Annotated in this window: 22 protein-coding genes and 1 tRNA gene; 19 read left to right on the forward strand and 4 right to left on the reverse strand. The window is 68.2% G+C overall.

The genetic code is table 11. From position 1 onward, the window contains the following. Window positions 1-115 precede the first annotated feature (115 nt). The 14 genes from rfbC to WDM94_05235 all read left to right on the forward strand — a co-directional run bounded on the left by rfbC (window position 116) and on the right by WDM94_05235 (window position 11,746). Complete coding sequence (gene rfbC / locus WDM94_05170) at window positions 116-679, forward strand: dTDP-4-dehydrorhamnose 3,5-epimerase (protein MEJ0012018.1); 564 nt, start codon at window positions 116-118, stop codon at window positions 677-679. After that, on the forward strand, window positions 676-1,743 hold the full coding sequence (gene rfbB, locus WDM94_05175) for a dTDP-glucose 4,6-dehydratase (protein MEJ0012019.1): 1,068 nt from the start codon (window positions 676-678) through the stop codon (window positions 1,741-1,743). Before rfbC ends, rfbB begins: the two co-directional genes overlap by 4 nt. After that, window positions 1,740-2,618 carry a glucose-1-phosphate thymidylyltransferase RfbA gene (gene rfbA / locus WDM94_05180; protein MEJ0012020.1) on the forward strand — a complete coding sequence of 293 codons (879 nt, stop codon included), beginning with the start codon at window positions 1,740-1,742 and terminating at the stop codon, window positions 2,616-2,618. Before rfbB ends, rfbA begins: the two co-directional genes overlap by 4 nt. Before the next feature lie 10 nt (window positions 2,619-2,628). Beyond that, complete coding sequence (locus WDM94_05185) at window positions 2,629-3,576, forward strand: DUF5672 family protein (protein ID MEJ0012021.1); 948 nt, start codon at window positions 2,629-2,631, stop codon at window positions 3,574-3,576. 332 nt (window positions 3,577-3,908) lie between these two features. Continuing rightward, on the forward strand, window positions 3,909-5,519 hold the full coding sequence (locus WDM94_05190; GenBank protein ID MEJ0012022.1) for a glycosyltransferase family 2 protein: 1,611 nt from the start codon (window positions 3,909-3,911) through the stop codon (window positions 5,517-5,519). A 255-nt stretch (window positions 5,520-5,774) separates the two neighbouring features. Continuing rightward, complete coding sequence (murA, locus tag WDM94_05195) at window positions 5,775-7,064, forward strand: UDP-N-acetylglucosamine 1-carboxyvinyltransferase (protein MEJ0012023.1); 1,290 nt, start codon at window positions 5,775-5,777, stop codon at window positions 7,062-7,064. Continuing rightward, on the forward strand, window positions 7,065-7,904 hold the full coding sequence (locus WDM94_05200; protein MEJ0012024.1) for an aminoglycoside phosphotransferase family protein: 840 nt from the start codon (window positions 7,065-7,067) through the stop codon (window positions 7,902-7,904). 61 nt (window positions 7,905-7,965) lie between these two features. Beyond that, complete coding sequence (locus WDM94_05205; protein ID MEJ0012025.1) at window positions 7,966-8,421, forward strand: DUF2948 family protein; 456 nt, start codon at window positions 7,966-7,968, stop codon at window positions 8,419-8,421. Window positions 8,422-8,454: 33 nt separating this feature from the next. Continuing rightward, window positions 8,455-9,750 carry a histidinol dehydrogenase gene (gene hisD, locus WDM94_05210; GenBank protein ID MEJ0012026.1) on the forward strand — a complete coding sequence of 432 codons (1,296 nt, stop codon included), beginning with the start codon at window positions 8,455-8,457 and terminating at the stop codon, window positions 9,748-9,750. Window positions 9,751-9,834: 84 nt separating this feature from the next. After that, complete coding sequence (infA, locus tag WDM94_05215; GenBank protein ID MEJ0012027.1) at window positions 9,835-10,053, forward strand: translation initiation factor IF-1; 219 nt, start codon at window positions 9,835-9,837, stop codon at window positions 10,051-10,053. A gap of 47 nt (window positions 10,054-10,100) precedes the next feature. Then, the gene (locus tag WDM94_05220; GenBank protein ID MEJ0012028.1) at window positions 10,101-10,724 is read left to right on the forward strand and encodes a Maf-like protein; all 624 of its coding nucleotides are present in this window, start codon (window positions 10,101-10,103) and stop codon (window positions 10,722-10,724) included. 4 nt (window positions 10,725-10,728) lie between these two features. After that, window positions 10,729-10,950, forward strand: coding sequence for a DNA gyrase inhibitor YacG (yacG, locus tag WDM94_05225; protein MEJ0012029.1), 222 nt, complete (start codon window positions 10,729-10,731; stop codon window positions 10,948-10,950). Further along, window positions 10,937-11,611: an alpha/beta family hydrolase gene (locus tag WDM94_05230; GenBank protein MEJ0012030.1), complete on the forward strand. Its 675-nt coding sequence runs from the start codon at window positions 10,937-10,939 to the stop codon at window positions 11,609-11,611. The genes yacG and WDM94_05230 overlap by 14 nt, the downstream gene beginning before the upstream one ends. Window positions 11,612-11,670: 59 nt before the next feature. Continuing rightward, a tRNA-Phe gene (locus WDM94_05235) sits at window positions 11,671-11,746 on the forward strand. A 5-nt stretch (window positions 11,747-11,751) separates the two neighbouring features. Here the strand turns inward: WDM94_05235 and WDM94_05240 are convergent. Next, window positions 11,752-12,246, reverse strand: a complete 495-nt coding sequence (locus tag WDM94_05240) for a DUF2721 domain-containing protein (GenBank protein ID MEJ0012031.1) — start codon at window positions 12,244-12,246, stop codon at window positions 11,752-11,754. Between the two features lie 123 nt (window positions 12,247-12,369). Here WDM94_05240 and glpD point away from each other — a divergent pair, with 123 nt between their 5' ends. Both glpD and glpK read left to right on the forward strand, forming a co-directional pair. Next, complete coding sequence (gene glpD / locus WDM94_05245; protein ID MEJ0012032.1) at window positions 12,370-13,869, forward strand: glycerol-3-phosphate dehydrogenase; 1,500 nt, start codon at window positions 12,370-12,372, stop codon at window positions 13,867-13,869. Continuing rightward, a complete protein-coding gene (gene glpK, locus WDM94_05250; GenBank protein MEJ0012033.1) occupies window positions 13,866-15,362 on the forward strand; it encodes a glycerol kinase GlpK in 1,497 nt (498 codons plus the stop codon). The genes glpD and glpK overlap by 4 nt, the downstream gene beginning before the upstream one ends. 174 nt (window positions 15,363-15,536) lie before the next feature. On the opposite strand, the gene WDM94_05255 is transcribed toward glpK, so the two are convergent. After that, the gene (locus WDM94_05255; protein ID MEJ0012034.1) at window positions 15,537-15,983 is read right to left on the reverse strand and encodes a VOC family protein; all 447 of its coding nucleotides are present in this window, start codon (window positions 15,981-15,983) and stop codon (window positions 15,537-15,539) included. 77 nt (window positions 15,984-16,060) lie between these two features. Here WDM94_05255 and WDM94_05260 point away from each other — a divergent pair, with 77 nt between their 5' ends. From WDM94_05260 to gndA, 3 genes are all read left to right on the forward strand, one after another. Continuing rightward, window positions 16,061-16,645: a hemerythrin domain-containing protein gene (locus WDM94_05260; GenBank protein ID MEJ0012035.1), complete on the forward strand. Its 585-nt coding sequence runs from the start codon at window positions 16,061-16,063 to the stop codon at window positions 16,643-16,645. 295 nt (window positions 16,646-16,940) lie between these two features. Continuing rightward, window positions 16,941-17,210: a BrnA antitoxin family protein gene (locus WDM94_05265; protein ID MEJ0012036.1), complete on the forward strand. Its 270-nt coding sequence runs from the start codon at window positions 16,941-16,943 to the stop codon at window positions 17,208-17,210. A 118-nt stretch (window positions 17,211-17,328) separates the two neighbouring features. Then, window positions 17,329-18,753, forward strand: coding sequence for an NADP-dependent phosphogluconate dehydrogenase (gene gndA, locus WDM94_05270; GenBank protein MEJ0012037.1), 1,425 nt, complete (start codon window positions 17,329-17,331; stop codon window positions 18,751-18,753). A gap of 180 nt (window positions 18,754-18,933) precedes the next feature. On the opposite strand, the gene pbpC is transcribed toward gndA, so the two are convergent. Next, window positions 18,934-21,030 (reverse strand): penicillin-binding protein 1C, encoded by a 2,097-nt coding sequence (gene pbpC, locus WDM94_05275; GenBank protein MEJ0012038.1) that lies wholly within the window; start codon window positions 21,028-21,030, stop codon window positions 18,934-18,936. Between the two features lie 118 nt (window positions 21,031-21,148). Next, entirely contained in the window at window positions 21,149-26,638 is a 5,490-nt protein-coding gene (locus tag WDM94_05280; protein MEJ0012039.1) for an alpha-2-macroglobulin family protein, read from the reverse strand. Window positions 26,639-26,717 lie beyond the last annotated feature (79 nt).

A 26,717-nucleotide genomic window follows, 5' to 3' on the forward strand; every position in this document is an offset into this window, starting at 1 on the left:
TACTCGCAAAGCTCTTCTGTCATGCGTTCGTGTAAAGTGCCGATCGCCCGGCGACGCCAGGACGTGCGCCTATTCGGGATTTCCTTCCGCCGTAATTGAGTGAGCGTTGCAGGCCATGCAGTTCACAGTGATGCCGCTCACGATTCCGGACGTGGTTGTCATCTCAACACGGCCGATCGCCGACGCGAGAGGCCACTTTGTCGTGGTTTACGAATTGAACGCGTTCCGGGAATTCGGCCTGCCGGTCTTCGTCCAGGATAATCAGGCCCTTTCGCACCGCCGCGGGACCATTCGCGGCCTGCACTACCAGACAGAGCCACACGCCCAGGCCAAGCTTATCCGGGTTTTGAGGGGCGCCATCTTCGACGTCGCGGTTGACCTGCGCCGCAGTTCGCCGACTTTCGGCAAATGGGTAAGCGCTACGCTGACGGCCGAGTCCGGCGACCAGTTGTTCGTGCCAAAGGGTTTTGCCCACGGCTACTGCACGCTCGAAGATGCCACCGAGGTCGCCTACCGATGCGATGACTTCTACGCGCCGCGCGCTGAAGCCGGCGTCCACTTCGCCGATCCCGCACTGGCCATTCCCTGGCCGGTATCGCTGGAGGCGGCAATCCTCGCCGACAAGGATCGCGCTCTGCCGAAGTTCGCGGATGCGGCGACCTTCGGGGTTGCTGCGTGAAGCCCCGGCGCTTCCTCGTCACCGGCGGCGCGGGCTTCATCGGCTCGGCGCTTGTCCGTCACCTCATCGCGGAGACCCCGCACGAAGTCGCGGTGATCGACATATTGACCTACGCCGGCAGCCGCTCGTCGCTGGAGCAGGCGGCAGTCAGTTCGCGCTTCCGTTTCTTCCACGACGACATCGGCAACGCCGCACGCATGCAGCAGGTCTTCGCCGCCGTCGAGCCCGACGTGGTCATCCACCTCGCCGCCGAAACCCATGTCGATCGCTCCATCGGTGACGCGGGCAAATTCATTTCCACCAACATCGTCGGCACGTTCCATTTGCTGGAGGTCGCGCTCGCCTATTGGCGCAAGCTGTCACCGGCGCGGCGGTCGGAGTTCCGCTTCCACCATGTTTCGACCGATGAAGTCTTCGGAGCCCTTGGGACTGACGGCAGCTTCAACGAAGCGTCGCCTTACCAGCCGAATTCGCCCTATTCCGCGTCCAAGGCGGCGTCCGATCATCTGGTCCGCGCTTGGCACCGCACCCACGGACTGCCAGTGGTCGTCAGTAACAGCAGCAACACGTTCGGCCCGTACCAGCACCCTGAGAAGCTGATCCCGCTCAGTATCCTGAACGCGCTTGAGGGGCGGCCGTTGCCGGTTTACGGCGACGGCAGGCAGGTGCGCGACTGGCTCTACGTCGAGGATCACGTCCGCGCGCTGACCGCGATTGCGGAGCAGGGTGAAGTCGGCGAGACGTATCTCGTTGGTGGTACCGGCGGCACAACAAATCTCGATGTCGTCAAGGCGATCTGCGGTCTCGTCGATCGCAGGGCGCCGGACTCCTCGATCGGGCGGCGCGACAGGCTGATCGCCTTCGTCGCGGATCGCCCTGGACACGATTTCCGCTACAGCGTCGATGCCGCCAAGCTGCGCCGCGATCTCGGCTGGGAACCTCGCGAGAGCTTTGCGGCCGGCCTCGCCAAGACCGTCGACTGGTACATCGCCAATCGCGCGTGGTGGGAGCGGCTTCGCCCGCGCCTCGAGCCGGACCGCCGTGTCGCGGCTGCCGAACGGTGACGCGCAAGGGCATCATCTTGGCGGGCGGCGCCGGTACGCGCCTGCACCCGCTTACGCTTGTCGTCTCCAAGCAACTGCTGCCGGTCTACGACAAGCCCCTGATCTATTATCCGCTGACCGCGTTGATGCTCGCCGGAATCCGCGACGTGCTGGTCATCGCGACGCCCGATGACGCGCCGCATTTTCATCGCCTGCTCGGCGATGGCGCTCGTTGGGGCATCAGCATCGCCTACGCCGTGCAGCCGAAGCCCGAAGGCCTCGCGCAGGCGCTCGTCATCGCTGCTCCGTTTCTCGGCGGCGAACCTTCCTGCCTGGCACTTGGCGACAACCTCATCTACGGCAACGGCCTGTCGCAGCTTTTGCAGGGAGCCAATAGCACCGACGGCGCCACTGTCTTCGCGTATCACGTTGACGATCCCTCGCGTTATGGCGTTGTCGATCTCGACGGCGCCGGGCGTCCGCTTGCGATCGAGGAGAAGCCGCTCGCACCACGGTCCCCGTGGGCCGTCATCGGCCTTTACTTCTACGACGGCAGCGCGCCCGACCGCGCCCGAGCGCTGAAGCCGTCGGCGCGCGGCGAGTACGAGATCACCGACCTCCACAAAAGCTACCTGGCCGATGCGGCATTGCATGTGGTCAGGCTTGGCCGCGGCTTCGCGTGGTTCGACGCCGGTACCCACGCTTCACTGCTGGACGCGGGCGAGTTCATTCGCGTAGTGCAGCGCCGCCAGCGCTATCTCGTCGGTTCGCCGGAGGAAGTCGCTCACGCCGCCGGGTGGATCACCACCGAGGATCTGGCGCGCCAGGCCGACGCTCTCGGCAACACCGAATACGCGGCGACGTTGAAGTCCATCACGCTCGAAGCGGCTCGCTAGCGTTATGGCCATGCCGATCCAGCTGCTGACTGGCCCACGACGGGCGCGAAGCTGGCATAGCGGGGCTCGCCTCGATTTGCTCGATGTCACCGTCTGTGCAGCGGACACGCGGACGCCCGGATTGGCCGCGCGCGCCCTTGAGATATGTATGGATCAATGCAACTTCGGCGACGCGATCCTCTTCTCGAATACGCCCGTTGAAGGTCGCTTCCGCAATATCGCGATACCGGACTTTACGTCGATCCACGACTACTCGCTCTTTTGCCTGCGCGGCATGTCAGGCCACATCGCCACCGACTTTGCCCTCGTCGTTCAGTGGGATGGCTACATCGTCGATCGATCCGCTTGGACCAACCGCTTCCGCAGATACGATTATATTGGCGCTCTGCTACCCCGGCCGCCCGGCTCGCCCATCGTAGGCAACGGCGGGTTTTCATGGCGAAGCCGAAGGCTTTTGCAGGCGCTTCTTGAGCTGCCGCTGGTTCCCGATCAGAACGAGGACGTGGTCATCTCAGGCTTGCTGCGCCCCGCTCTCGAAACGGACTTCGACGTCCGGTTCGCGCCGCCGGCGCTTGCCCAGCGTTTTTCCCACGAAAGCGAGGGGCCGGCCCGTTCGACATTCGGGTTCCATGGTATGTACAACCTGCTTCGCTACGAAGACGACGACACAATCGCCGCGATGATCACCGCCCTTCCGGGAGCATCGCGCGTTGCGCGGGCGTTCTTCAGCCTTCTTGTAAGCAGCGTTCGGAACGGACGCACCGAATTGGCGAACAGCCTCTACACGGCGGTCCGCGGCGACCACGAGCCCGAGTGGCTAGCTACGCAAATGGCGCGCTGGCGCAGCGCGGAAATCGCGCACGCGACCATTGCGGCGCTCGAGGCGGCGCACCTCTCACGTGCGGGGCGCCGTGGTGGCGTGGCCGACAAGCCTGCCTCCCTTGGGAGCCGCCGCTGATGGCCTCGCCGCAGGCTGGCGCGCGGCCGCGGGGCTCCGGCTCAGGCGCGTCACCCTCCGCCGATCACGGTGCACGGACGCTGCCGCCCGGTTTCGCGACCGCGCCCCGTCGTATAGAATCGGGCCCACTCCGCGGAAAAGACCGATGATCCCGGCATTCAACCAAGCCCTTCTGGACTATGCCGGCGATGGCGACACGGAGATCGCCGGGTCCGGTTACATCACCGCGGGAGGTCAACGCCGCCGGCACGCTCAATTTGCAGCGGGCCAAGCTGCGGCTGGCGATTGGGGCGGGCAAGCGCCCCGCTCGCATACCCAAGGTCTCGTGCTTGATGCCGACCAAGGGGCGGCTGGAGCAGGCCAAGCTCGCGATCGGGGCCTACCGCCGTCAGACATGGCCGAATAGGGAACTGATCGTCATCGACCAGAACCTCGACGGCAATCTCGCCTCCTGGGTGGCGGGCCTGAACGACCCGACGATCCACGTCCATTCCATGCCCGGGCTGCAAGAGCCGCTGGGTACCATCCGCAACCGGTCGATCGCGCTTTCCTCGGGCGAGCTCATCTGCGTCTGGGACGACGATGATCTGCAGCATCCGGCGCGCCTCGAGATCGCGATCCTAGCGATGATCGCTGCCGGCGCCGACGCCTGCGTGCTCGTCCGCGAGACCATCTGGATGCCGGAAGCACGACGCATCGGGCTGCTCGAGCCGCGCTATTGTGCCAACACCTTCCTCGCCAAGCGCGAGACCGGGCTGAACTATCCGTCGCTTTCGGTGGGTGAGGACCGCCCCGCCGTCGAAAGGGTGATGGCCCGGCACCGGACCGTGCTGCTCGATCTGCCGGAACTCTACCTCTACGTCGTGCACGGCAAGAATACGTGCAGCGAACGGTATTTCGACGGGCGATGGCAAAACGCGACGGACCGGAGCGAGGGCGAGGCCACACAATCGACATTGGCGCAATTGGCGCGCGCTTATCCCCTCTCCGAATATATCGCCGCACTGAATGCGCGCGCTCCGGCCCCCACCGCTGCGCCCGCTCACTCTCTTCTCGCCTATGACGGCGGCGACGTCGTAGTTTCCGCGCGCGCGCTGGTCAGCCACGGACGAAACCCGGACGGCGCGCTCGCGACGACTCCGGTGACGGTGAACCTGGCGATCGGCCGGTCGCAGCACAGCACCACGCTTCCGCTGGTCTCGTGTCTGATGCCGACCAAGAACCGGTTCGACCAGGCGCGTCTTGCGGTCGAATGTTACCGCCGCCAGACCTGGCCGAACCGCGAACTAGTGGTCCTCGACCAGAACACCGACGATCGCCTCGCGTCCTGGGTGGCGACGTTGAATGATCCGACGATCCGGGTTTTGGCAATGCCCGGCCTCGCCGAGCCCTTGGGCGCCGTCCGCAATCGCTCCATCGATCTGGCGCGCGGCGACCTCGTCTGCGTGTGGGACGACGACGACCTGCACCACCCCGCGCGCATCGAAATTTCCGTGGCGGCGATTGCAGCGACGAAGGCGGCCGCCTGCATGCTGATAAGCGAGACCATGTGGACGGTCGAACCCAGCCGGGTCGCCATACTGCAGCGCGCGAACGAGAACACCCTGATCATGGCGCGAGACCCCGCATTTCGCTATCCGGCGTTGCCGCGGGGCGAGGACAAGATTGCGGTGCAGCAGTTGCTCGGCCGGCAGAAGGTGGTCCTCCTCGACCTGCCGGATCTCTACCTATACGTCCGGCACGGGCGGAACACGTGGGACAACCAGCATACCGATAGACTATGGCACTTCGCCGCTGCCAAGAAGGAGGGCGCGGCGGCCGCGGAGGCTCTCCGGCGACTGGCACGGGCCTATCCCATCGCAGAATACACCGCGGCGCTTATGCGGCGGGAAAGTCCTCCGCCATTGACCGGCGATGACGTTCGGCTGGCGGCGCAGCGATAGGACGAGCCGAGCGTGCCGAAGACCCCCGACCCTAAAGCCGCGGCAAAGGCCGCCCGCGAGGCCCGCCTTGCCGCGGCGCTGCGGGTGAACCTGCGCAAGCGCAAGGCCGCCGCCCAGCCTGCGCCCAGGCCGAAACCCGGCAGCCCATGATCCCGCCACGCCCGATCCTTGAGGTTGCCCCAATCCTGCGTTAGACCGCCCGTCAGTGGGTGACCGCCGTCCCGGCGGCCGGCCTTGAGGGCAGGGGCGACAATCATGGATCGTATCCGCATCGTCGGCGGCAATCGTCTGAACGGCACGATCCCGATTTCCGGCGCCAAGAACGCCGCCCTGCCGCTGATGATCGCATCGCTGCTGACGCGCGATACGCTCACCCTCGACAACGTTCCGCGCCTCGCCGACGTCGCGCTGCTGAAGCGCATTCTCGGCAACCACGGCGTCGATTGCATGGTGCTCGGCAAGCAGCGCGGCCAGAACGGGCTGGCCGGCGAATCGATCGAGCTGCGCGCCGGCGACATCGTCGACACGACCGCGCCCTACGATCTCGTCTCGCGCATGCGCGCCTCGTTCTGGGTCATCGGTCCGCTCGTCGCCCGCATGGGCGAGGCCAAGGTGTCGCTGCCCGGCGGCTGCGCCATCGGCACGCGGCCCGTGGACTTCTTCATCGACGCGATGCGCACGCTCGGCGCCGAGATCGAGATCGAAGCCGGCTACGTCTACGCCAAGGCGAAGAACGGCCTCCGCGGTGCCCGCGTCGTGTTCCCCAAGGTCACCGTTGGCGCCACCCACGTCGCCATGATGGCCGCCTCGCTCGCCAAGGGCGAAAGCGTCATCGAGAACGCTGCGCGCGAGCCCGAGATCGTCGATCTCGCCGCCTGCCTGACCAAGATGGGCGCGAAAATTTCCGGCGCCGGCACGGCGACCATCCACATCGAGGGCGTGCCCGCGCTGTCGGCCGCGCGCCACGCCGTGATGCCCGATCGCATCGAGGCCGGCACCTACGCCATGGCGGTCGCCGCGACCGGCGGCGATGTCTTCCTCGAGGGCGCCACCACCGCCACGCTGGAGACGCCGATCGAGATCCTGCGCCAGGTCGGCGCCGAGATCACCGCCACCAACCATGGCCTGCGCATCAGCCGCAACGGCCATGGCCTCGCCCCGGTTGACGTGACCACCGAGCCGTTCCCCGGCTTCGCCACCGATCTGCAGGCGCAACTGATGGCGTTGGTGTCGCGCGCTGAGGGCACCTCGCACATCCGCGAGACCATCTTCGAGAATCGCTTCATGCACGTGCAGGAACTCGCCCGCCTCGGCGCCGACATCCATCTCGACGGCCAGGTCGCCACGGTCCACGGCGTCGGCAAGCTGACCGGCGCGCCGGTGATGGCGACCGACCTCCGCGCCTCGGTGTCGCTGGTCATCGCCGGTCTCGCCGCGGAAGGGGAGACCATCGTCAACCGCGTCTATCACCTCGACCGCGGCTTCGAGCGCATCGAGGAGAAGCTCGGCGCCTGCGGTGCCGCCATCGAAAGACTCTCCGCCTAGGTGGACGCGCTCGCCGGCTACCTCGAGCGCTGGCAACTGACGCGCGAGGGCGCCGACGAGATCGCCTCGCGCACTTCGCACATCTACTACGTGCGCCACGGCCGCGAGCCCGCCGTCCTGAAAATCCTCACCGACGCCAGCGACGAGGCGACCGCGCCCCGCTGGCTGCGCCACTTCGCCGGCCGCGGCGCCGCCCGCGTCATCCGCGAAGATCGCGGCGCGGTCCTGCTCCGGCGCGCCACGCCGGGCACGCCGCTCAGCGAGCTGGTCGCCGACGGCCGCGACGAACAGGCGACGCACATCCTCGCCGACACGATGCTCAAGCTGCACCACGGCCGCAAGCCGCCGGCCGGCTGGCCGACCCTGCTCGACTGGGCGGACGGTTTTGCCCGCCAGCGCGCGCGGCCGCTCCATCGTCGCTTGCCGCGGCGGCTGCTCGAGCGCGGCGAGGCCATCTTCCGCGAGTTGGCCGGCTCGCAGGGGAAGCAGTTTCTGCTCCATGGCGACCTCCACCACGGCAATATCCTCGCCGACAACGCAGAGGGCTGGCTGGTCGTCGATCCGAAAGGCGTGGTCGGCGAGAGCGCCCACGAGACCGCGGCGTCGATCCGCAATCCGGCCGAGTTCTATCCCTTCCAGCTCGACTCGGTTTTCATGGCGCGCCGCGTCGCGATCTTCGCCGAGCGGCTCGCCGTCGAGCGCGAGCGCGTGCTGGGCTGGTTCGTCGGCCAGACGGTACTGTCCATTTGCTGGCAGATCGAGGACGGCGAGAGCGAGGAGGCCGTCGCCCGCGGCGTCCGCCTGGCGGAGGCCGGCGTCGACCTGATGGCCGCCCGCTAGAGGGTTGCGCCCGCTCGCCGCCCACACTACCTCTGGCGGCAACAACCGGAGCGAAACAGCCATGGCCGATCCCGACCAGTTGCGTGTCGCGGCAATCGACGAGGAAGACCTCGCCGTCATGTCCGCCTATGTGCAGGATTCGGTACTGAAGGTCGGCGACATGGTCTACCTGCCGGCCGAGCACCGCTTCGCCGTCGCGATGAATCGCTTCATCTGGGAGAAGGCCATCGACGGCAAGCGGCCGGACTACGAGCGGCGCCGCGCCGCGCTGACCTTCGACCGCGTGCTGAAGGTGCAGACCGCCGGCATCGACCGCGACCGGCCGGACGCCGTACTGGAACTGCTCGCCGTCAGCTTCGCCTTCACGGACAATCCCGCCGGCATCGTGGAGCTGATATTCGCCGGCGGCGGGGCTGTCCGCCTGTCCGTCGAGGTCATCGAGGCACGCCTTGCCGATCTCGGCGCCGCTTGGGCGACGCATGCCAAGCCGAACCACGAGACGAACGCCGGCTTCTGAGGTATAGGGGGCCCGGCAACCCGGGGACCACGCTTGGCTATCCGCCTCAACCAGTCCGATCCCGATTTCGAGACGCGCTTCGCCGCGCTGCTGGCGATGAAGCGCGAGGTTGCGGAAGACGTCGCCCAGACCGTGCGCACGATCGTCGCCGACGTGCGCACGCGCGGCGACGACGCGCTGATCGAGCATACGGAAAAATTCGACCGCCTCGCGCTGGAGCCCGACCAGATCCGCGTCAGCGACGTCGATATCCAGTCCGCCGCGGCAAGCGTCACGCCGGCGCAGCGCGATGCGCTGAAGCTGGCGCACGACCGCATCACCTCGTTCCACCAGCGCCAGATGCCGGCCGACGACCGCTACACCGACGCGATCGGCGTCGAGCTCGGCACGCGCTGGACCGCGATCGAGGCCGTCGGCCTCTACGTCCCCGGCGGCACGGCGGCGTACCCGAGTTCGGTGCTGATGAATGCGGTGCCGGCGCGCGTTGCCGGTGTCGAGCGCATCGTCATGGTTACGCCGACGCCCGGCGGCAAGATCAATCCGCTGGTGCTGTACGCCGCCTCGCTCGCCGGCGTCGACGAGATCTACCGCGTCGGCGGCGCCCAGGCGATCGCCGCGCTCGCTTACGGCACGGCGAGCATCGCGCCGGTCGCCAAGATCATGGGCCCGGGCAACGCCTACGTCGCCGCCGCCAAGCGCCAGGTGTTCGGCACGGTCGGCATCGACCTTATCGCTGGCCCGTCCGAAGTCTGTGTCGTCGCCGATGCCGACAACGACCCGGACTGGATCGCGTCCGACCTGCTGGCGCAGGCCGAGCACGACGCCGCCTGCCAGGCGATCCTCGTCACCGATTCGGCGGCACTCGCCGATGGCGTTGCCGCTGCCGTCGAGCATCAGTTGAAGACGCTGCCGCGCGGCGAAACCGCCAGCCTGAGCTGGCGCGATGTCGGCGCCATCATCGTGGTGAAGTCGCTGAGCGGCGCCATGGAACTGGCAAACCGCATCGCGCCCGAGCATCTGGAACTCGCCGTCGCCGACCCCGAGATGCTGCTGCCCCGCGTCCGCAACGCCGGTGCTGTCTTCCTCGGCAAGTACACCCCGGAGGTCATCGGCGACTACGTCGGCGGCCCCAACCACGTCCTGCCGACCGCCCGTTCGGCGCGATTCTCGTCGGGCCTCGGCGTGCTCGATTTCCTCAAGCGGACGACGCTGCTGAAGCTCGGCCCCGACCAGCTTCGCGCGCTCGCCCCGGCGGCAATAACGCTGGCCGAGGCCGAGGGGCTGGACGCTCACGCCCGCTCGGTTTCCATTCGCCTCAACCGCTCCTGAGGCGCGGTTCCCTTTCCGGGCATAATCCGCTAGGTTCCCGCGCGTTTTCGCCGGGGGCGCCCTGCGATCCAATCAAGGACCAGAATGGCTAAGGAAGAAATCATTGAACTGCCGGGAGTCGTATCCGAACTTCTCCCCAACGCGACCTTCCGGGTAAAGCTGGAAAACGGCCACGAGATCATCGCCCACACCGCCGGCCGCATGCGCAAGAACCGTATCCGGGTGCTCGCCGGCGACAAGGTGCTGGTCGAGATGACGCCTTACGACCTGACCAAGGGTCGCGTCACCTACCGCTTCAAGTAGCGAGGCCGCCGGTTCTCGCCGGCCTGAGGTAGCGAAGAAACTCAAAGATGGCCGGACGCCTCAAGTTCGTACTCGCTTCGGGCTCGCCGCGCCGCCTCGCGCTGCTTAACCAGCTTGGCGTCGAGCCCGACCGCATCATGCCGGCCGCCATCGACGAGACGCCCAACCGCAACGAGGTGCCGCGCAATCTTGCCCGCCGCCTGGCGCAGGAGAAGCTCGCCGCCGCGATGGATCTGGCGAAGGACGATCCCGACCTCGCCAATGCATTGTTCCTCGCCGCCGACACGGTGGTCGCCGTCGGCCGCCGCATCATGCCCAAGGCCGAGCTGATCGAGGAGGCCGCCGCGTGCCTGCGCCAGCTCTCCGGCCGCTCGCACCGCGTCTACACCGGCCTCGCCTTCGCCAACGCCAAGGGCCACATCCGCCGCCGTCTCGTCGAGACGCGCGTCCGCTTCAAGCGCCTGTCGCGTGAGGACATCGAATCGTACCTCGCCTCGGGCGAATGGCGCGGCAAGGCCGGCGGCTACGCCATCCAGGGCTACGCCGGCGGCTTCGTGGTGAAACTCAGCGGCTCGTACTCCAACATCGTTGGCCTGCCGCTCTACGAGACGATGGCGCTGCTCACCGGCGACGGCTACCCGGTCCACTTCAACTGGCTGAGTCCGGGTTAGGCCCGTGCCGCGCGCCAAGGATAAATCGGGGGCGAAGGTCATCCCGCTCTATCGCCCGCGCAAATGCCCGATCTGCGGCAAGCCCAGCGTGCGCGCCTTCCATCCTTTCGACTCCAAGCGCTGCGCCGACCTCGACCTCAGCAAATGGCTGACCGGCAGCTACGCCATCCCCTCCGCCGACCCGGTGCCCGAAACCGATAGCGAGAACGACGATGGCGAAACCTGACGCCACGCCGGTCACCATCGAAATCGACGACGAGCCCAAGGTCTCCGGCCTGCTGATCGCGCCCAAAGCCGCCCGCGCCATATACGTCCTTGCCCATGGCGCCGGCGCGGGCATGACGCATCCGTTCCTCGCCAAATTTGCGGCGCTGCTTGCCGACCGCGGCATCGCCACGTTGCGCTACCAGTTTCCGTACATGGAGGTGGGCAGCCGCCGCCCCGATTCTCCCAGGGTCGCCGAGGCGACGGTCCGCGCGGCCGTCGCGGAGGCAAGGAAGCGGAAGCTGCCGGTCTTCGCCGGCGGCAAGTCCTTCGGCGGCCGCATGACCTCCGGTGCGGAGGGCCACAGCGCCATGGGCGTCCTCGGTCTCGCCTTCCTCGGCTTCCCGCTCCACCCGCCCGGCGCACCGGCGACGACCCGTGCCGATCACCTCGCCGACGTCACCGTGCCGATGCTGTTCCTGCAGGGGACGAACGACGAATTCGCCCAACTCGACCTGCTGAAGCCGGTGGTGAAGAAGCTCGGCAAGACCGCCACGCTCCACCTGATCGAGGCCGGCAACCACTCGTTCCGCGTGCCGGCCAAGACGGGCCGCAAGGAGCCCGAAGTCATGGCCGAACTGGCCGATACCCTGGTCGCCTGGATGGACGGCCTGATCGGCTAGACACCCCGGAGCCCATTCAATATAACCCCGCGACGTTTTCCGGCCGGATCGGCCGGCGGGCCCGGGTAGCTCAGTTGGTAGAGCAGCGGATTGAAAATCCGCGTGTCGCTGGTTCGATTCCGGCCCCGGGCACCATTGCCCTATCCCTGCCTGTTCCTTTTCAGCGCCGCGAGCGCCGCCTCCGATTCGAACGCCAGCGCCCCCATCACCAGCCGTGTCTCGATCACCAGCGCGAACGCGCCGATGACGAAGGCGGCGAAGCCGATGCCGCCGAGGAACACCGCGAACCCGACGATCACCTCCAGCGTCGCCCCGCCGAGATATTCGGCGAGCACGGCGCCGAGGATCGACATGACAGTGGCCAGCGCGAACATCGCCGCGGCGAGGTAGAAGGCCGCGATCGACTGGGCGATCAGCTTGATCCGCCGCCCGACGATCGGCACCTCGTACTGTTCGACGCTGAGGTCGCGGCCGGGCGGCGGCTTGGCGATGAGGTCGGTCAGGTGGCGCGACCGGTCGATGGCGCGCGCGAACCGGTTGGTCGTGGAAAGCAGGAGCAGCGAGGTGGCGTTGGTCAGCAGCGCCGGCCCGCTGACGTAGGACAGGACGACGAACGGGTTGGTGTCGATGGCCATGCGTAACGTCTCCCCCAGAATCGCTACCAATCGCCGTGGCATATTGCCAGCGCGGGGGCCGGGCGGCCAATCTTCCGCCGCGCGCCCGATTGGGCTATCGCTGGTGCCTGAACGGGGAAGGGCATGCCGGGCCAGATTTTCGATCTCGCCATCATCGGCGGTGGCGTCAATGGCTGCGGCATCGCCCGCGATGCGGCCGGCCGCGGCCTGTCGGTGTTCCTGTGCGAGGAGCGCGACCTGGCGTCGGGGACGTCGTCGGCCTCAACCAAGCTGATTCACGGCGGCCTGCGCTACCTCGAGTTCTACGATTTCCGGCTGGTGCACGAATCGCTCGTGGAGCGCGAGCGGCTGCTGAAAATCGCGCCGCACCTCATCCGCCCGATGCGGTTCGTCCTGCCGCATCACGGCGGCCTGCGTCCCTGGCCGATCATCCGCCTCGGGCTGCTGCTCTACGACAACCTCGCCCCCGGCCGCACGCTGCCCGCCACGCGCACCATCGACCTGCGCACCGACGTGGCGGGAAAAAATCTGAAGCCGACGTACCGCCGCGCCTTCGAGTACTCCGACTGCGCCGTCGATGACGCCCGCCTCGTCGTGCTCAACGCCCGCGACGCCGCCGACCGCGGCGCCGAAATCCGCACCCGCACCCGCTGCCTGACGGCGAAGCGCGACGGCGACCTCTGGCGGCTGACGCTGCACGACGCTCGCGATCCCGCCCACTACGAAACGGTGACCGCGCGTGCCCTCGTCAACGCCGGCGGCCCGTGGGTGTCGGACGTCATCGACGGCGTCACGCATACGCAGTCGCCGACCAGGATCCGCCTGGTCAAAGGCAGCCACATCGTGGTCGACCGCATCTTCGACCACGACCGCGCCTATCTGTTCCAGAACGCCGACGGCCGCGTCTGCTTCGCCATTCCCTACCAGCAGGACTACACGCTGATCGGCACCACCGACGAGGACTACACCGGCGATCCGGCGTCGGCGTCGATCAGCGACGCCGAGCGCGACTACCTGCTCGCCGCCGTCGGCGAATACCTGCAGACGCCGATCGATCCGGCGACGATCCGCTGGACCTACGCCGGCGTTCGCCCGCTCGACGATCATGGCAATGGCGCCGCGCAGAAGGCGTCGCGCGACTACACGCTGGAGCTCGACACCGCCGGCGCGCCGCTGCTCAACGTCTTCGGCGGCAAGCTCACGACGTACCGCCGCCTCTCCGAGCAGGCGATGGGCAAGTTCGCGCGCTTCTTCCCCGACATGCGCGGCGACTGGACGGCGTCGAAGCCGCTACCGGGCGGCGAGATCGCCGGCGCCTTCGACGCGTGGTCCGCCGACATGGCCAGGCGCTACGACATACTCGATCCGCAACTCGTGTCGCGCCTCTGCCGCGCCTACGGCACGCGCATCGACGCGCTGCTCGACGGCGTCAAAAGCACCGCCGACCTCGGCCGCGATTTTGGCGCAGGGCTTACGGAGCGCGAGGTTGCCTACCTCATCGCCAACGAATGGGCGACCACCGCCGACGACATCCTCTGGCGGCGGACCAAGCTCGGCCTCCGCCTCAGCCCCGACCAGGCGGCGACGCTCGCCGCCCACGTCGAGAAACCGCGCGCCGCATGACGCCGCACATTCTCGCCATCGACCAGGGCACTACGTCGTCGCGCGCCATCGTCTTCGACAAGGCGCTGAGCGTCAAAGGCGTCGCGCAGAAGGAATTCGCGCAGCACTTTCCGCAGGCCGGTTGGGTCGAGCACGACCCGGAGGAGATCTGGCGCTCGGTCGTCGCGACCTGCCGCGTCGCGATCCGCAAGGCCGGCGTCAAGCCCGCCGCCATCGCCGCCATCGGCATCACCAACCAGCGCGAGACGGTGGTGATCTGGGATCGCAAGACCGGCAAGCCGATCCATCGCGCGATCGTCTGGCAGGACCGCCGCACCGCGCCGCAATGCGCCGCGCTCCGCGACGCCGGCCACGAGGCCGGGGTGACGGCGCTAACCGGCCTGCTGCTCGACCCGTATTTCTCGGCGACCAAGGTCAACTGGCTGCTCAGCCACGTGAAGGGTGCCCGCAAGCGCGCCGAGCGCGGCGAGCTCGCCTTCGGCACCATCGACACGTTTCTGATCTGGCGGCTGACCGGCGGCAAGGTCCACGCCACCGACGCGACGAATGCCTCGCGCACCGCGCTGTTCAATATCCACGACGCCACGTGGGACGATCGCCTGCTCGCGCTGTTCAACGTGCCACGCGCGCTGCTGCCCGAGGTCAAGGATTGCGCCGCCGACTACGGCGTCACCGACAAGGCGATCCTCGGTGCGGCTATCCCCATCGCCGGCGTCGCCGGCGACCAGCAGGCGGCGACGGTGGGGCAGGGGTGCTTCGCGCCCGGCATGCTGAAATCGACCTACGGCACCGGCTGCTTCGCGCTGCTCAACACCGGCGCGCGGGCGGTGCCCTCGACCAACCGGCTGCTGACCACGATCGCGTATCAATTGGACGGCAAGCGGACCTACGCACTGGAGGGCTCCATCTTCATCGCCGGCGCCGCGGTGCAGTGGCTGCGCGACGGCATCAAGATCATCCGCCGCGCCTCCGACACCGCGGCGCTGGCCAAGGCCGCCGACCCGACCCAGTCGGTCTATCTCGTTCCCGCCTTCGTCGGCCTCGGCGCGCCGCACTGGGACGCCGACGCCCGCGGCGCGCTCTACGGCATCACCCGCGCCACCACCGCAGCCGAGATCGCCCGCGCCGCGCTGGAAGCCGTCTGCTACCAGACGCGCGACATGCTCGACGCCATGCACGGCGACTGGAGCGGCGAGGCCGCCGAGCCGGTCATCCGCGTCGACGGCGGCATGGTCGCCTCCGACTGGACGATGCAGTTTCTCGCCGACATCCTCGACGCGCCGGTTGACCGCCCGGCCGTGCTGGAGACGACGGCGCTGGGGGCGGCGTATCTGGCCGGCCTCAGCATCGGCCTCTGCCCGCCGCCGGCCGCGATGATGAAGAAATGGAAACGCGAGCGCCGCTTCCTGCCGCGCATGAAACCAGCGGAACGGGGGCGGCGCCTCGCCGGCTGGCACGATGCCGTCCGCCGCACGCTGACGCCGGTCGCATGAATACCCTCACCCTTCGCCTCTAGCTCGCTTCGCTCTCAAGAGGCGAAGCCCTCTCCCCCTTGGGGAGAGGGGACATGGCTTGCTGCGGGCGTCCCCTCTCTCCAAGGGGAGAGGGCCCTTTGTCTTGGCGAGCGGAGCGAGCCTGGAGAAAGAAGGTGAGGGGGCAGCCGCCGCCTACCGCCGCGCCGCCGCCAGCCGCTTGATCGCCGCCACCTGCATCGAGTTCGGCCCAAGCTGCATCAGCTCGATCCGGTGCCCGTCGGGATCCGCGATCCACGCTTGCACATTGTCGTCCGCGCCGACCTTGCGCGCCTGCGTCAGCGGCACGCCGTGGGCGGCAAGGTCCGCGATCGCCGCGTCGATGTCGCTGCATTCCAGGCACAGGTGATCGTAGCCGACGGTCCAGCGCTCCGGCACGCCGTCGCCGGCAGCGCCCGGGAAGAGCTCGACGAACTGCGTATCGGTGATCCGCAGGTACACGATCCACAGGCGCCTGGCGTCGTCGGGATGATACAGTCGGAACATCTCCTCGAAGCCGAGCTTGCCGACGTAGAAGGCGAGCGAACGGTCGATTTCCTTAACGGAGAGCGCGACGTGGCCGATCCCGGCAAGTCCCTTCATGGGGCGTGTTGTCCTCTTGTTGCAGGCGGGCGCCAAACTAGCCCACATGCCGCTGCCGCCCTAGATGAAAGCCCACGATGGCCGACGAAAATCCGCTTGCCCTCACCACCCGCACCGGCTGGCCGCAGGAACTGCGGTTCATACTTGAACGCTATCCGCGCGAGACCTGGCCCGATCACATCAACATCCAGGGCATGGCGCGCTTCTGGCTCGACATCCACGCCAGCTTCCGCCGCGCCGGCGCTGCGCTCCGCGGTTCGACCGACGATTTCCGCGAGGGGCTGGTGACGCCGGACAAGTTTCGCTCGCGGTACGCGCCGCGCCTGGAAACCTTCCTCAATCATCTCACCGGCCACCACCAGATCGAGGACTACCAGATGTTCCCGATCTTCAACGCCGCCGAGCCGCGGCTGATGGCCGGCTTCGACACGCTGGAGAAGGACCACGGCGTGATCCACGCCGCCATGGACCGCATGGCCGACGCCGCCAACGCCTTCATGCAGATCGAGGCGGGAGACAAGGATGCCATGCGCCGCGGCGCCGACGCGTACGCGGCGACTGGCGACTGGCTGATGAACCTGCTCGCCCGCCACCTCGACGACGAGGAAGATCTGGTCATCCCGCTGATCCTCGACCGCGGCGAGGAGGAACTCGGCCTGTAGCCCGGCGCGGGCGCACTACGATAAATCTTGACGTGAAAAGAATAATTGTATATACATAAAAGGTCGTGAAGATTACTTCGATCCGGCCAGGCGCGATAGGACGCTGCGCGAGCGCGGTATTGATTTCGCCGATGTCGCGGAAGTCCTCGCTGGCCGCCATACGGTCGCCGTCGATGACCGGAAGGACCATGGCGAGGTGCGCAATATCTCGGCCGGTTTTTGAACGGCCGGATGGTGGTCGTGGTTTGGACGCCGAGCGCTGCTGCGCGGCACATCATTTCGATGAGGCACTGTCATGCTGAAGAGGAAGCGCTCTGGCGCGCGGAGCTGGGTTGATCCGGATGATGCGCCGCCGCTTACCGAGGAGCATTTCCGCAAGGCCGATGTGTATGAAGGCGATAAACTCGTGCGCCGCGGCCGGCCGAAGTCTGAACACCCGAAGGAAGCGGTGAGCCTTCGTCTGTCGCAGGATGTATTGGCCCACTTCCGCTCGAAAGGGCCGGGCTGGCAGACTCGCATAAATGCGACCTTGGAGAAGGCGGTAGCCCGCGCGAAGCGGACCTGACGGGCGTCCCCGAATCCAATTGTTTGTCGGGCGCATCTTCCCTAGTGTCTGCCGCGTTTTGAAAGGCGAGGGCGCCGTCAACGCCCCGCCGCACAAGGAAATGCCTGGAGGAAGTGGGATGGCCGATATCGGGTTGGTGGGGCTTGGCGTCATGGGCGCGAACCTCGCGCTCAACATGGCCGAGAAGGGCCACAACGTCGCGGTCTATAACCGCACCGCCGCCAAGACCGACGCCTATATCGCCGAAGCCGGCAACCTCCGCCCGCGCCTCACCGCCTGCTATACGATGAAGGAACTCGCCGCCGCGATCACGCCGCCGCGCCCCGTCATCATTCTCGTGCAGGCCGGCGCGCCGGTCGACGAGGTCGCGGGCGAGCTCGCCGCCGAACTCGCCACCGGCGACATGATCATCGACGCCGGCAATGCCAACTTCCGCGACACCCGCCGCCGCGTCGGCGAATACATGGCCAAGGGCTTCGACTTCCTCGGCGTCGGCGTGTCCGGCGGCGAGGAGGGCGCGCGCCACGGTCCCTCGATCATGGCCGGCGGCACGCCGAAGGCCTGGGGCCGCATCGAGAAAATCCTGCTCGACATCTCGGCCAAGTTCGAGGGCGAGCCGTGCGCCGCGCTGGTCGGCCCGGAAGGCGCCGGCCACTTCGTCAAGACCATCCACAACGGCATCGAATACGCCGACATGCAGATGATCGCCGAAGTCTACGGCGTGATGCGCGACGGCCTCGGCATGAAGCCGGACGAGATGGCCGACGTCTTCAACAAGTGGAACGAGGGTGCGCTGAAGTCGTACCTCATCGAGATCACCGCCAAGGTGCTCGCCGCCAAGGACGCGAAGTCCGGCGGCCCGCTGGTCGAGGTCATCCTCGACACCGCCGGCCAGAAGGGCACCGGCCGCTGGTCGGCGATGGAAGCGCAGGATCTCGGCGTTCCGGCGACGGTGATCGAGGCCGCCGTCTCGGCGCGCGGCCTCTCCGCCGATCGCACCGGCCGCCTCGCCGCCGAAAAAATCTTCGGCGCCGCGCCGATGAAGATCGGCGACGCGCTGGGCGACCGCAAGGCGGCGTTGACCGCGCTCGAGCAGGCGCTGCTCGCCGGCAAGATCGCCGCCTACGCGCAGGGTTTCGCCGTCATGACCCGCGCCTCGGAAGCGTGGAGCTGGAGCCTGCCGCTCGCCACCATCGCCAAGATCTGGCGCGCCGGCTGCATCATTCGCTCCGTCTTCCTCGACGACATCGCCAAGGCCTACACCTCGGCCGGCAGCGTCGCCAACCTGATGATGATCGAGCCGTTCACCTCGAACCTGAAGCGTAGCGAAGGCGCCCTCCGCCGCGTGGTGTCCACCGCCGCGCTCCGCGGCATTCCGGTCCCGGCGCTGTCGTCGGCGCTCGCCTATTTCGACCTGTCGCGCACCGGCCGCACGACGGCGAACCTGATCCAGGGCCAGCGCGACTTCTTCGGCGCCCACGGCTTCGAGCGCACCGACTCCACTGCCAAGGGCTTTCACGGGCCCTGGTCGACAGCGGGGTAGGCCGCAGGACGACGCAGAGCGCCGGACCCCTCCCCAAAACCGCAAGTGCGGTTTTGGCCCTCCCGCAAGGGGAGGGCTCAAGCGGAGTTTGTTGGGGCGAGATGTTTCAACACGACGAACCCTCCCCTTGCGGGAGGGTCAAAACGCCGAAGGCGTTTTGGGGAGGGGTAACGGTCTCGCCTACTCGACGAACACCGTAACCCGATCCGATTTCCCGTCCTTGTCGACGACGGAAAGTGTCACGAACCCCGGCCCGTCCGGCTGCCACGATTCCTCGCGGCCGAACGGCACCCGCGCGATCGGCGCGCCGTTGACGAAGAAGGTGAACGGCGGCGCCCCGTTGCGCACCTTGATCACCAGCGGCGTCGGGTCGCCTTCCTTGATGCCGAGATCGACCATCACGCCGTCGAGCGGATACGAAATCTCGGGCAGGTCGCGATCGATCATCGTCGGCTCGCCCGGCATGCGGAAATGGCGGAGCGGCGCCGGCAGCGCCGAGGTCGTGTCGGCGACGATGGTATCCGGCGGCCGGCCGGGGAGCGGCGCCCGCTTCGGGCCCAGCCGGTCGAATGCCTCGAACAGGATCGGCGCCGCCGAGACGATGCCCGACAGGCCGACCACCGGCGTGCCGTCCGGCCGCCCGATCCACACGCCGATGACGTGCGCGCCGTCGAAGCCGATCGCCCACGCGTCGCGGTAGCCGTACGACGTGCCGGTCTTGTAGGCGACGCGCCCCGGCGATCCGTTGATCGGCGGCGGCACGTCCTTGAGGATATCGGTGACGTACCAGGCCGCAGCCGGCGACAGCACCGGCGCCCCTGACTCGATCGGCGCCGCGTCGGAGATGCCGTCGCGCAGCGTCACCGCCGTGCCGCCGCGCGCGATCGCGGCGTAGAGCGCGACCAGGTCGCGGAGCGTCACGCCTAGCCCGCCGAGGCCGACCGCGAGGCCCGGCGCCGAGGCGTCCGGCATCACGGCGTTGACCGTCGCCCGCTTCAGCCGCGCGATCAGCCGCGCCGGCCCCACCGCGTTCAGCGCGATCACCGCCGGCACATTGAGCGACTGCTCCAGCGCCTCGCGCACCGTCACGGTGCCGCGGTGGAAGCCGTCGAAGTTTTCGGGCGCGTAGCCGCCGAAGCCGGTCGGCCGGTCCTCAATCAGGGATTCCGGATGTGCCAGCCCCGCCTCGAAGGCGAGACCGTAGATCAGCGGCTTCAGCGTCGAGCCCGGCGAGCGCACCGCCCGCGTCATGTCGACATGCCCGTCGCGCTGCTCATCGAACAGCCCGCCAGAGCCGACGGAAGCGAGGATCGCGCCCGACATGACGTCGGCAACCACGATGGCGACCGACAGCTTCGGCCCCATCGCCTTGATGCGGTCGGACGCCAGCGACTGCAGCGACGCCTGCAGGTCGCGCGAGATGGTCAGCTTGTCGACCGCCTGTCCGGGCCGCGCCTCCACCGCCTGTTGCGCCAGATGCGGCGCCAGCATCGGGAACGGCCGCCGCGCATCCGGCACGCGCTCGGTCTTGGCCGCATCGGCCGTGTCGGCGTCGATGGCGCCGGCCGACGCCAGCCGGTCGAGCACGCGGTCGCGCGCCGCTTGCGCCGCCGCGGCATCCCGGTCCGGCCGCCGCGCCTCGGGCGACTGGGGCAGGGCGACCAGCAGCGCCGCCTCGGCCGTCGTCAGCCGCCCCGGCTCCTTGCCGAAATAGGCGAGGCTGGCCGCGCGGATGCCCTCGATGTTGCCGCCGTAAGGCGCCAGCGTCAGGTAGAGGTCGAGGATCTCGCCCTTGGAGAATTGCGTCTCGAGCTTCCGCGCGATCGCTATCTGTCTGAGCTTGCCGGTGACACTGCGCGTGCCGCTGTCGTCGATCAGCCGCGCCACCTGCATGGTCAGCGTCGAGCCGCCCGAGACGATGTGCCCGCCGGCGAGCACGAACTGCCCGGCGGCCCGCACCAGCGCCCAGGCATCGACGCCGTCATGGGTCGAGAAGCGCCGGTCCTCGTAGGCGACCAGCATGTCGAGATAGCGCTTGTCGACCTCCGCCCGCTTCACCGGCAGCCGCCACCGCCCGTCGACGATGGTGAACGGCCGCAGAAGCTTGCCGTCGCGGTCGACGACGATGGTCGAGGTCGGCACGGCGGAAGCCGCAGGAAAATCCGGCAGCGACGCTTCGATTTCGCCGACCGTCTGCCAGGCGGCGAACCCGACGACGCCGACCGCCGCAAGAAGGAATGCCGCGCTGGCGACCGCGAACTTGATCCTCCCCCGCAAAGCGGGGGAGGGGGACCGGCGAAGCCGGTGGAGGGGGCCGCCCCCTCCGTCGCTACGCGCCACCTCCCCCGCGCCGCGGGGGAGGATCACTGCCGGCCGCGGACCGTCACTCATCCAGCTACCGCGTCGGCCCGACCACCTCGACCGTGCCGGTGCCTGTGCGGGCGAAGAGTTCCGGCCGGTACATGTCCTCGACCGTCGCCGCCGGCTGGGCGAAGACGCCCGGCGAGACGGCGCGCACCGAGTAGGCGACCGTGATGTCGGTCGACGAGCCGTCATCGCGGTCGACCGCGGCGATGAAGCGGTCGGTGCGTGCTTCGGTATGGGTCGCCGTCGAGGTCGACAGCCAGTCGTAGGATTGCACCGAGCCGCCCGTCGAGATGTCGGGATTCTCGATCTCGAACCCGGCCGGGATCGGGTCGGTGATCATCAGGTGGCCGCCGTAGTCGTGGTCGGAGGTCACGTTGATCTCGACCACGAAGCGGTCGTTCTGCTTCACCGTGGCGATGTCGGCTTCCTCGCCGTCGGGCGTGTAGTACGTCCGCTCGATCTTGAAGCCGTTGCCGCCGGCGGGATCCGGCGTCGTCGGCACGCCGGTCGCCGCCACGATCGCGTCGAGCTTGTCGGCGCCGAGATTTTCGATCTCGACCGGCGTCTGCTCGACGCGGTCGCCGGAGAAGCGGCGGAAAAGCGGCGCCGCGATGCGCTGCCCGTCGATCGAGAAATCGGTCTTCGCCGAATCCTTGATGAGGGCCGCCGCGGCGAGCAGCATCCACGAATTCTCCTGCGTGCTCGTGTAGGTCTTCTTCATCTCGTTCGCGGCGATGCGCGAAGCGAGGGTGCGGATATCGACGCTGTCCTCGTTGGTCTCCGCCGCAAGCGTCAGCACTGCCGCCTGGTCGCGCAGGATGGTGCCGTAGTCGCGCCGCCAGAAGGGCTTCGCCTCCTGCTTGTAGACGTCGGCCATCGCCGCGTTGAAGGCGCGCCCGGCCCGTTGCCGGTCGCCATAGAGCGCCATCGCCGCGCCGATCTGGGCCTTGGCGAGCGGGGTGGAGAACGCGGTCAGCTTCGAGTCCGTGTAGTAGCGCAGGTCGCCGATCGCCGCCCGGCCCGTGCGGGCGAGCACGTAGAGCGAATAGGCGATGTCCTCGCCGCCCGACTCGAAGTCGTTGGCATAGGCGATGCGGTTGGCGAGGTTGTCGAGCGCCAGCGTCTTGGCGAGGTCGGGCACCTGGTAGCCCTTCTCCGAGGCGCGCGTCAGGAAGTCGGTGACGTACGCATCGAGCCACAGGTCGTTGCCGGCGCCCTCCGGCCCCCAGAGGCCGAAGCTGCCGGACGCCGCCTGGTCGGCGAGCACGCCCTGGATCGCCTTCTGCACCCGCGCCCGCACGTCCGCGTCGGCCGCAAGCCCGATGGAAGCCGCGACGTCGTCGAGATAGACGAGCGGCATCGCGCGCGACGTGAGTTGCTCGACACAGCCGTACGGGTAGCGGTCGAGCGCATCGAGGATGCCCGACACGTCGAGCGGCCCGGCGCCGCCGAGCGACACCGCCACCGACGTCGTGCCCGGCACGAAATCGGTGAGCAGCTCGCCGTCGATGGTGAGCGAACCGCCGCCCGCCACCGAGACGACGTTACGCCGCGTCACCGGCGTTCCCGGCGGACGGATTCCGAGCATCAGGTTCGCCGGGAAGGTCTCGCCGTTGGGCGCGGTCAGCGTCACGTTGATGTCGAAGTCGCCGGCCCTGTCGCCGCTTATCGGAATGTTGAAGGCGACGCGCTGCTTCTCGGCGAGCGTCACGTTGCGCGTGGCGTCCTCGTCCTTGAAGCCGATGCCTTCGCCGGTCGCGACCGCCAGCGTGTAGTCGCCGGCCGGTCCCGAAAGATTGTTGAGCTCGACCAGCAGACGTGAGGAGTCGCCGACGGCCAGGAAGCGCGGCACGCTCGCGGTCACCACGACCGGGTCGCGCACCAGCACGTCCTTGGCAACATGGCCGACGCCGCCCGCCGACCACGCCATCGCCATGATGCGGACGCTGCCGTTGAAGTCGGGCACGTCGAAGGTCACCGACGCCTTACCCTGATCGTCGACGGCGAGGATGCCGGAGTAGAACGCCAGGAGCTTCTGCGTCGGCGGCGGCGATTTCAGCCGCACCGCCTCGCTGTCGCCGCCCGAGCGCACCGCGCCCGGCACGCCCTGCATGCGGTCGATCAGCAGCCCGTAGAGGTCGCGGATCTCCATGCCGAGCTTGCGCTGGCCGAAGTACCAGTCGTCCGGCGCCGGCGTCTTGAAGTTGGTGAGGTTGAGGATGCCGACGTCGACCGCGGCGATGGTGACGAACGCATTCTCGCCCGGCTTGAGGTTGGTGATCGTGAACGGGATCGTCATCGGCCCGCGCGGACGCAATTCGTCCGGCACGTCGAGCGACACGTTGAGTAGCCGGTCTCCGGGCGAGACCTTCGCCCACGTCAGGCCGACGGCGCGCGCCGGCATGCGCTTCGCCTCCACGTCCATCGGACGGTAGAGCGTCGCGGTGACGTAGGCGCCCGGGCCCCAATCCTCGGTGATCTGCAGATCGACCGTGGTGCCGCCCTCCGGCACGTCCACCGTCTTCATCGCGATCAGCCGGTCGTCCATCACCTGGATGAGCGCCGTGCCCGCGAAGCGCGGGTCGAGGCGAAGCTTCGCCGTATCACCGATCTGGTAAGCCGGCTTGTCGAGCGCTACCTGCAGCGTGTCCGGGGTGTCGGACGACGCCACGGCGCGGTACCAGCCGGCGTAGAACTCGACGCTCGACGCGGTGCTGTCGCCGTCGCTGACGGTCAGGCGGTAGTCGCCCCATTTCACCGACGAATTGATGCGCGCCGGCCCGTCCGCCTTGAAGTCGACGGTGCCGCCATCGACCTTGGAGGCGGTCGTGATCAGCTCGTAGTTCCACGTGCCGTTGGTGCGGTACCACTGGTAGTCCGACTCGATGCGCTCGAGCTTCCACGTGGCGCCGGCCTTGCCGATGCGGTTGCCGTCGGGGCCGACCAGGATCGTGTCGAACCCGGCGGAGGCGCCTTCCTCGACGTCGCCGTCGAAGGCCGTCTTGATGCCGATCATCGGACCCGCCGCGGAAACCGGGCGGGCGAGGGTGCGCTCCACCGCGCGGCCGTTGGTGTCGGCGACGCGCAGGATGAGGTTGGCGCTGAACGGCCGCGTCGAGGAGGGCAGCGTCGGCAGCGTCACGTCGAACGTCGCCTTGCCGTCCTCGTCGGTGGTCGCGTCGATGTCCAGCGTGTCGCGGGTCGGGTCGATGCTTTCCTCCGCCAGGCCGAACTTGTAGCCGGGGAAGGCGTCGATCGTGTCGGTCGGCATCAGTACGGCCTCGCCCTCGACGGTGAGGTCGGGCGCGGCGGCGCCGTAGAGGTAGCGCGCCTCGAGGTTGATCGAGGTCGCCCCGGTGCGGTCATAGACCTTGGCGTCGGTGTCGACGGTCAGCGCCAGCCTTTCCGGCTCGAAATCCTCGACCAGCACCGTCGTCTCGGCGATCGGCGAATCCTTCGGGTCGGCATAGAGGCTGATCTGCCACGAGCCGCGCATCGTGTTGTCCTGCAGCACGATGTCGTCGCTGTAGCCGCCGAGGCCGGCGTCGCTGAGGGTGTCGCGCTTGTACTCGACGCCGTCCGGCCGCTCGACGATCAGCGTCATCGCCAGATCGTCGACCGCCTTGGCGTGCGTGTCGCGCACCAGCCCGGTCAGGTGGATCGTCTCGCCGGGGCGATAGATGCCGCGCTCGGGCGTCAGGAACGCATCGAGCTTCTGCGGGGCAGGGCGCCCGTCGACGCCGCGGTCGGTGAGATCGAAGGCGGCGCGGGTGAGATCGAGGAAGGCGAAGTCCGTGCCTGTCGGCGTGCCGGCGAGCACCAGTTGCGGGGCGTTGCCGCCGGTGCCGCGGGCGAGCCCCGGCTCGAAGACGGCCGAGCCGTCGCCATCGGTCTGCGCGGTGCCCAGAATCTCGTTGTTCACCGCCAGAAGCTGCAGGCCGACGCCGGCAACCGCCTGCGCGTTCGACAGCGAGCGCACGACGACGTGGATGCCGTCGTCGCCCGAGAGCGCCGTCAGCCCGAGATCGGAAACGATGAACCACTGCGTCGCCACCGGGCCGTAGTCGTCGCCGTTGCCGGTCGCCGGCGCCGCGGTGATGACGTAGACCCCCGGCCGCATGGCCGGCACGGCGTCCGAGATCGGGATGCCGGTGACCTGGTTCTGGTTCAGCTCCGACTTGATGTCGACGGTGCCTTCCCAGACCTGCTCGCCGCTGCTGTTGGCGATGTCCTCGGCGCTGTACTGGCTGAGCTGCGACAGGAAATTGCCGCCGCGCACGACGTCCACCAGCCCGCGGTCCGGGATGCGGTAGATCGTGGCCTTGGCCTTGTCGGTGTTGACCGAGGTGAGCGGGATCGAGGCGCCCGGGCCCGCCGGCAGCACGTAGGCATTGCCGGCAAAGCCGACCCACGGCGCGCGGTCGCGCACGTAGACCGACAGCTCGACCGGATGGCCGAGCGTCTCGCCGTCCTTCGCCGGCAGCTCGCCGCGCAGCCGCACCGTGTAGCGGCCACCATGCTTCACGCCGTTGATGCAGATCTGCTGGTCCTGCGGCTCGACGGCGAGGCCCTCGCCGCCGTCGACGGTGACGAAATTGGCGAGATCGGGCCGGTCGACCGGCAGCGAATCGGAAAACTTTACGCAGATCTGCGGGCTGGCGCTGTCCGCCTCGACCGTGTTGTCGACGACGCGGAAGCCGTGCTCGGCGACCACCTTGTCGTAGGAGTCCTGCACCCGCTGGACCTTGTTGATCGCCAGGCTGGCGCGATAGGCGCGGATCGAGGGCAGCCAGATTTCGCGCTTGGCGAGTGCGTCGCCGAGCAGGCCCAGCGCCTCGGCGCGGTCGGATTTGGTCTCGGCGCGGAGGTACGCGTTGGTGGCCGCGGCGGATGCATCGATGTTGGCGCGGTCCTTGTCGGAATAGCTGTCCGGGTTGCGGGCAAGCGAGGCGACCGCATAGTCGAGCCATGCGCCCGGATCTTCCGGCGCCAGCGCCAGCGCCTCGCCGAAGGCGGCCGCCGCGGCGTCATACGATTGCGTGCGGAACGCGACGCCGCCCGCCTTGCGCTGGTCGGCGTAGCTGTCGCCGCTCACCGAGTAGCGCGTCTTGAGGTCGCCGACCTGGGTGCGCGCCTCGTCGATCATGCTCTGCTCGAGGAAGGTGAGTTCGCCGAGCCGCTGCTTCTCGATGCTGGGCGTCAGGTCGGCCACCTCGACGACGCGGCCGGCAATGGCGCTGGAGGAGGCGGCGAGTTCGCCGAAGTCCGACTTCAGGAAGCACCAGCCCGCCTTGGTGTTGAAGGTGAAGGCGCGGCAGGTGTTGTCCGAGAGGCAGGCCGCCTGGCAGGCCGGCAAGTCGACATTCTTCACCGTCTTTGTATCGAAGCCGGAGTAGTCGGCATCGTTGGTGACGATCACGCGTCGCTCCGCGGCGGTGGCGTTGCCGGCGGCGACCGCAGCCACCGCGAGAAGAACGACAGTCAGGAGATGCCGGTGAAGGGCGTGAAGGACGCGCATGGGACCTCTGCGTGGCTGCCGCCCTGCCGATGGGCGGTGGCTGACATTATGAAAGGGCCGCTGCACGGTAAAGGTGACA

Origin of the sequence: Bauldia sp., assembly GCA_037200845.1 — a bacterium.
Taxonomy (GTDB): domain Bacteria; phylum Pseudomonadota; class Alphaproteobacteria; order Rhizobiales; family Kaistiaceae; genus DASZQY01.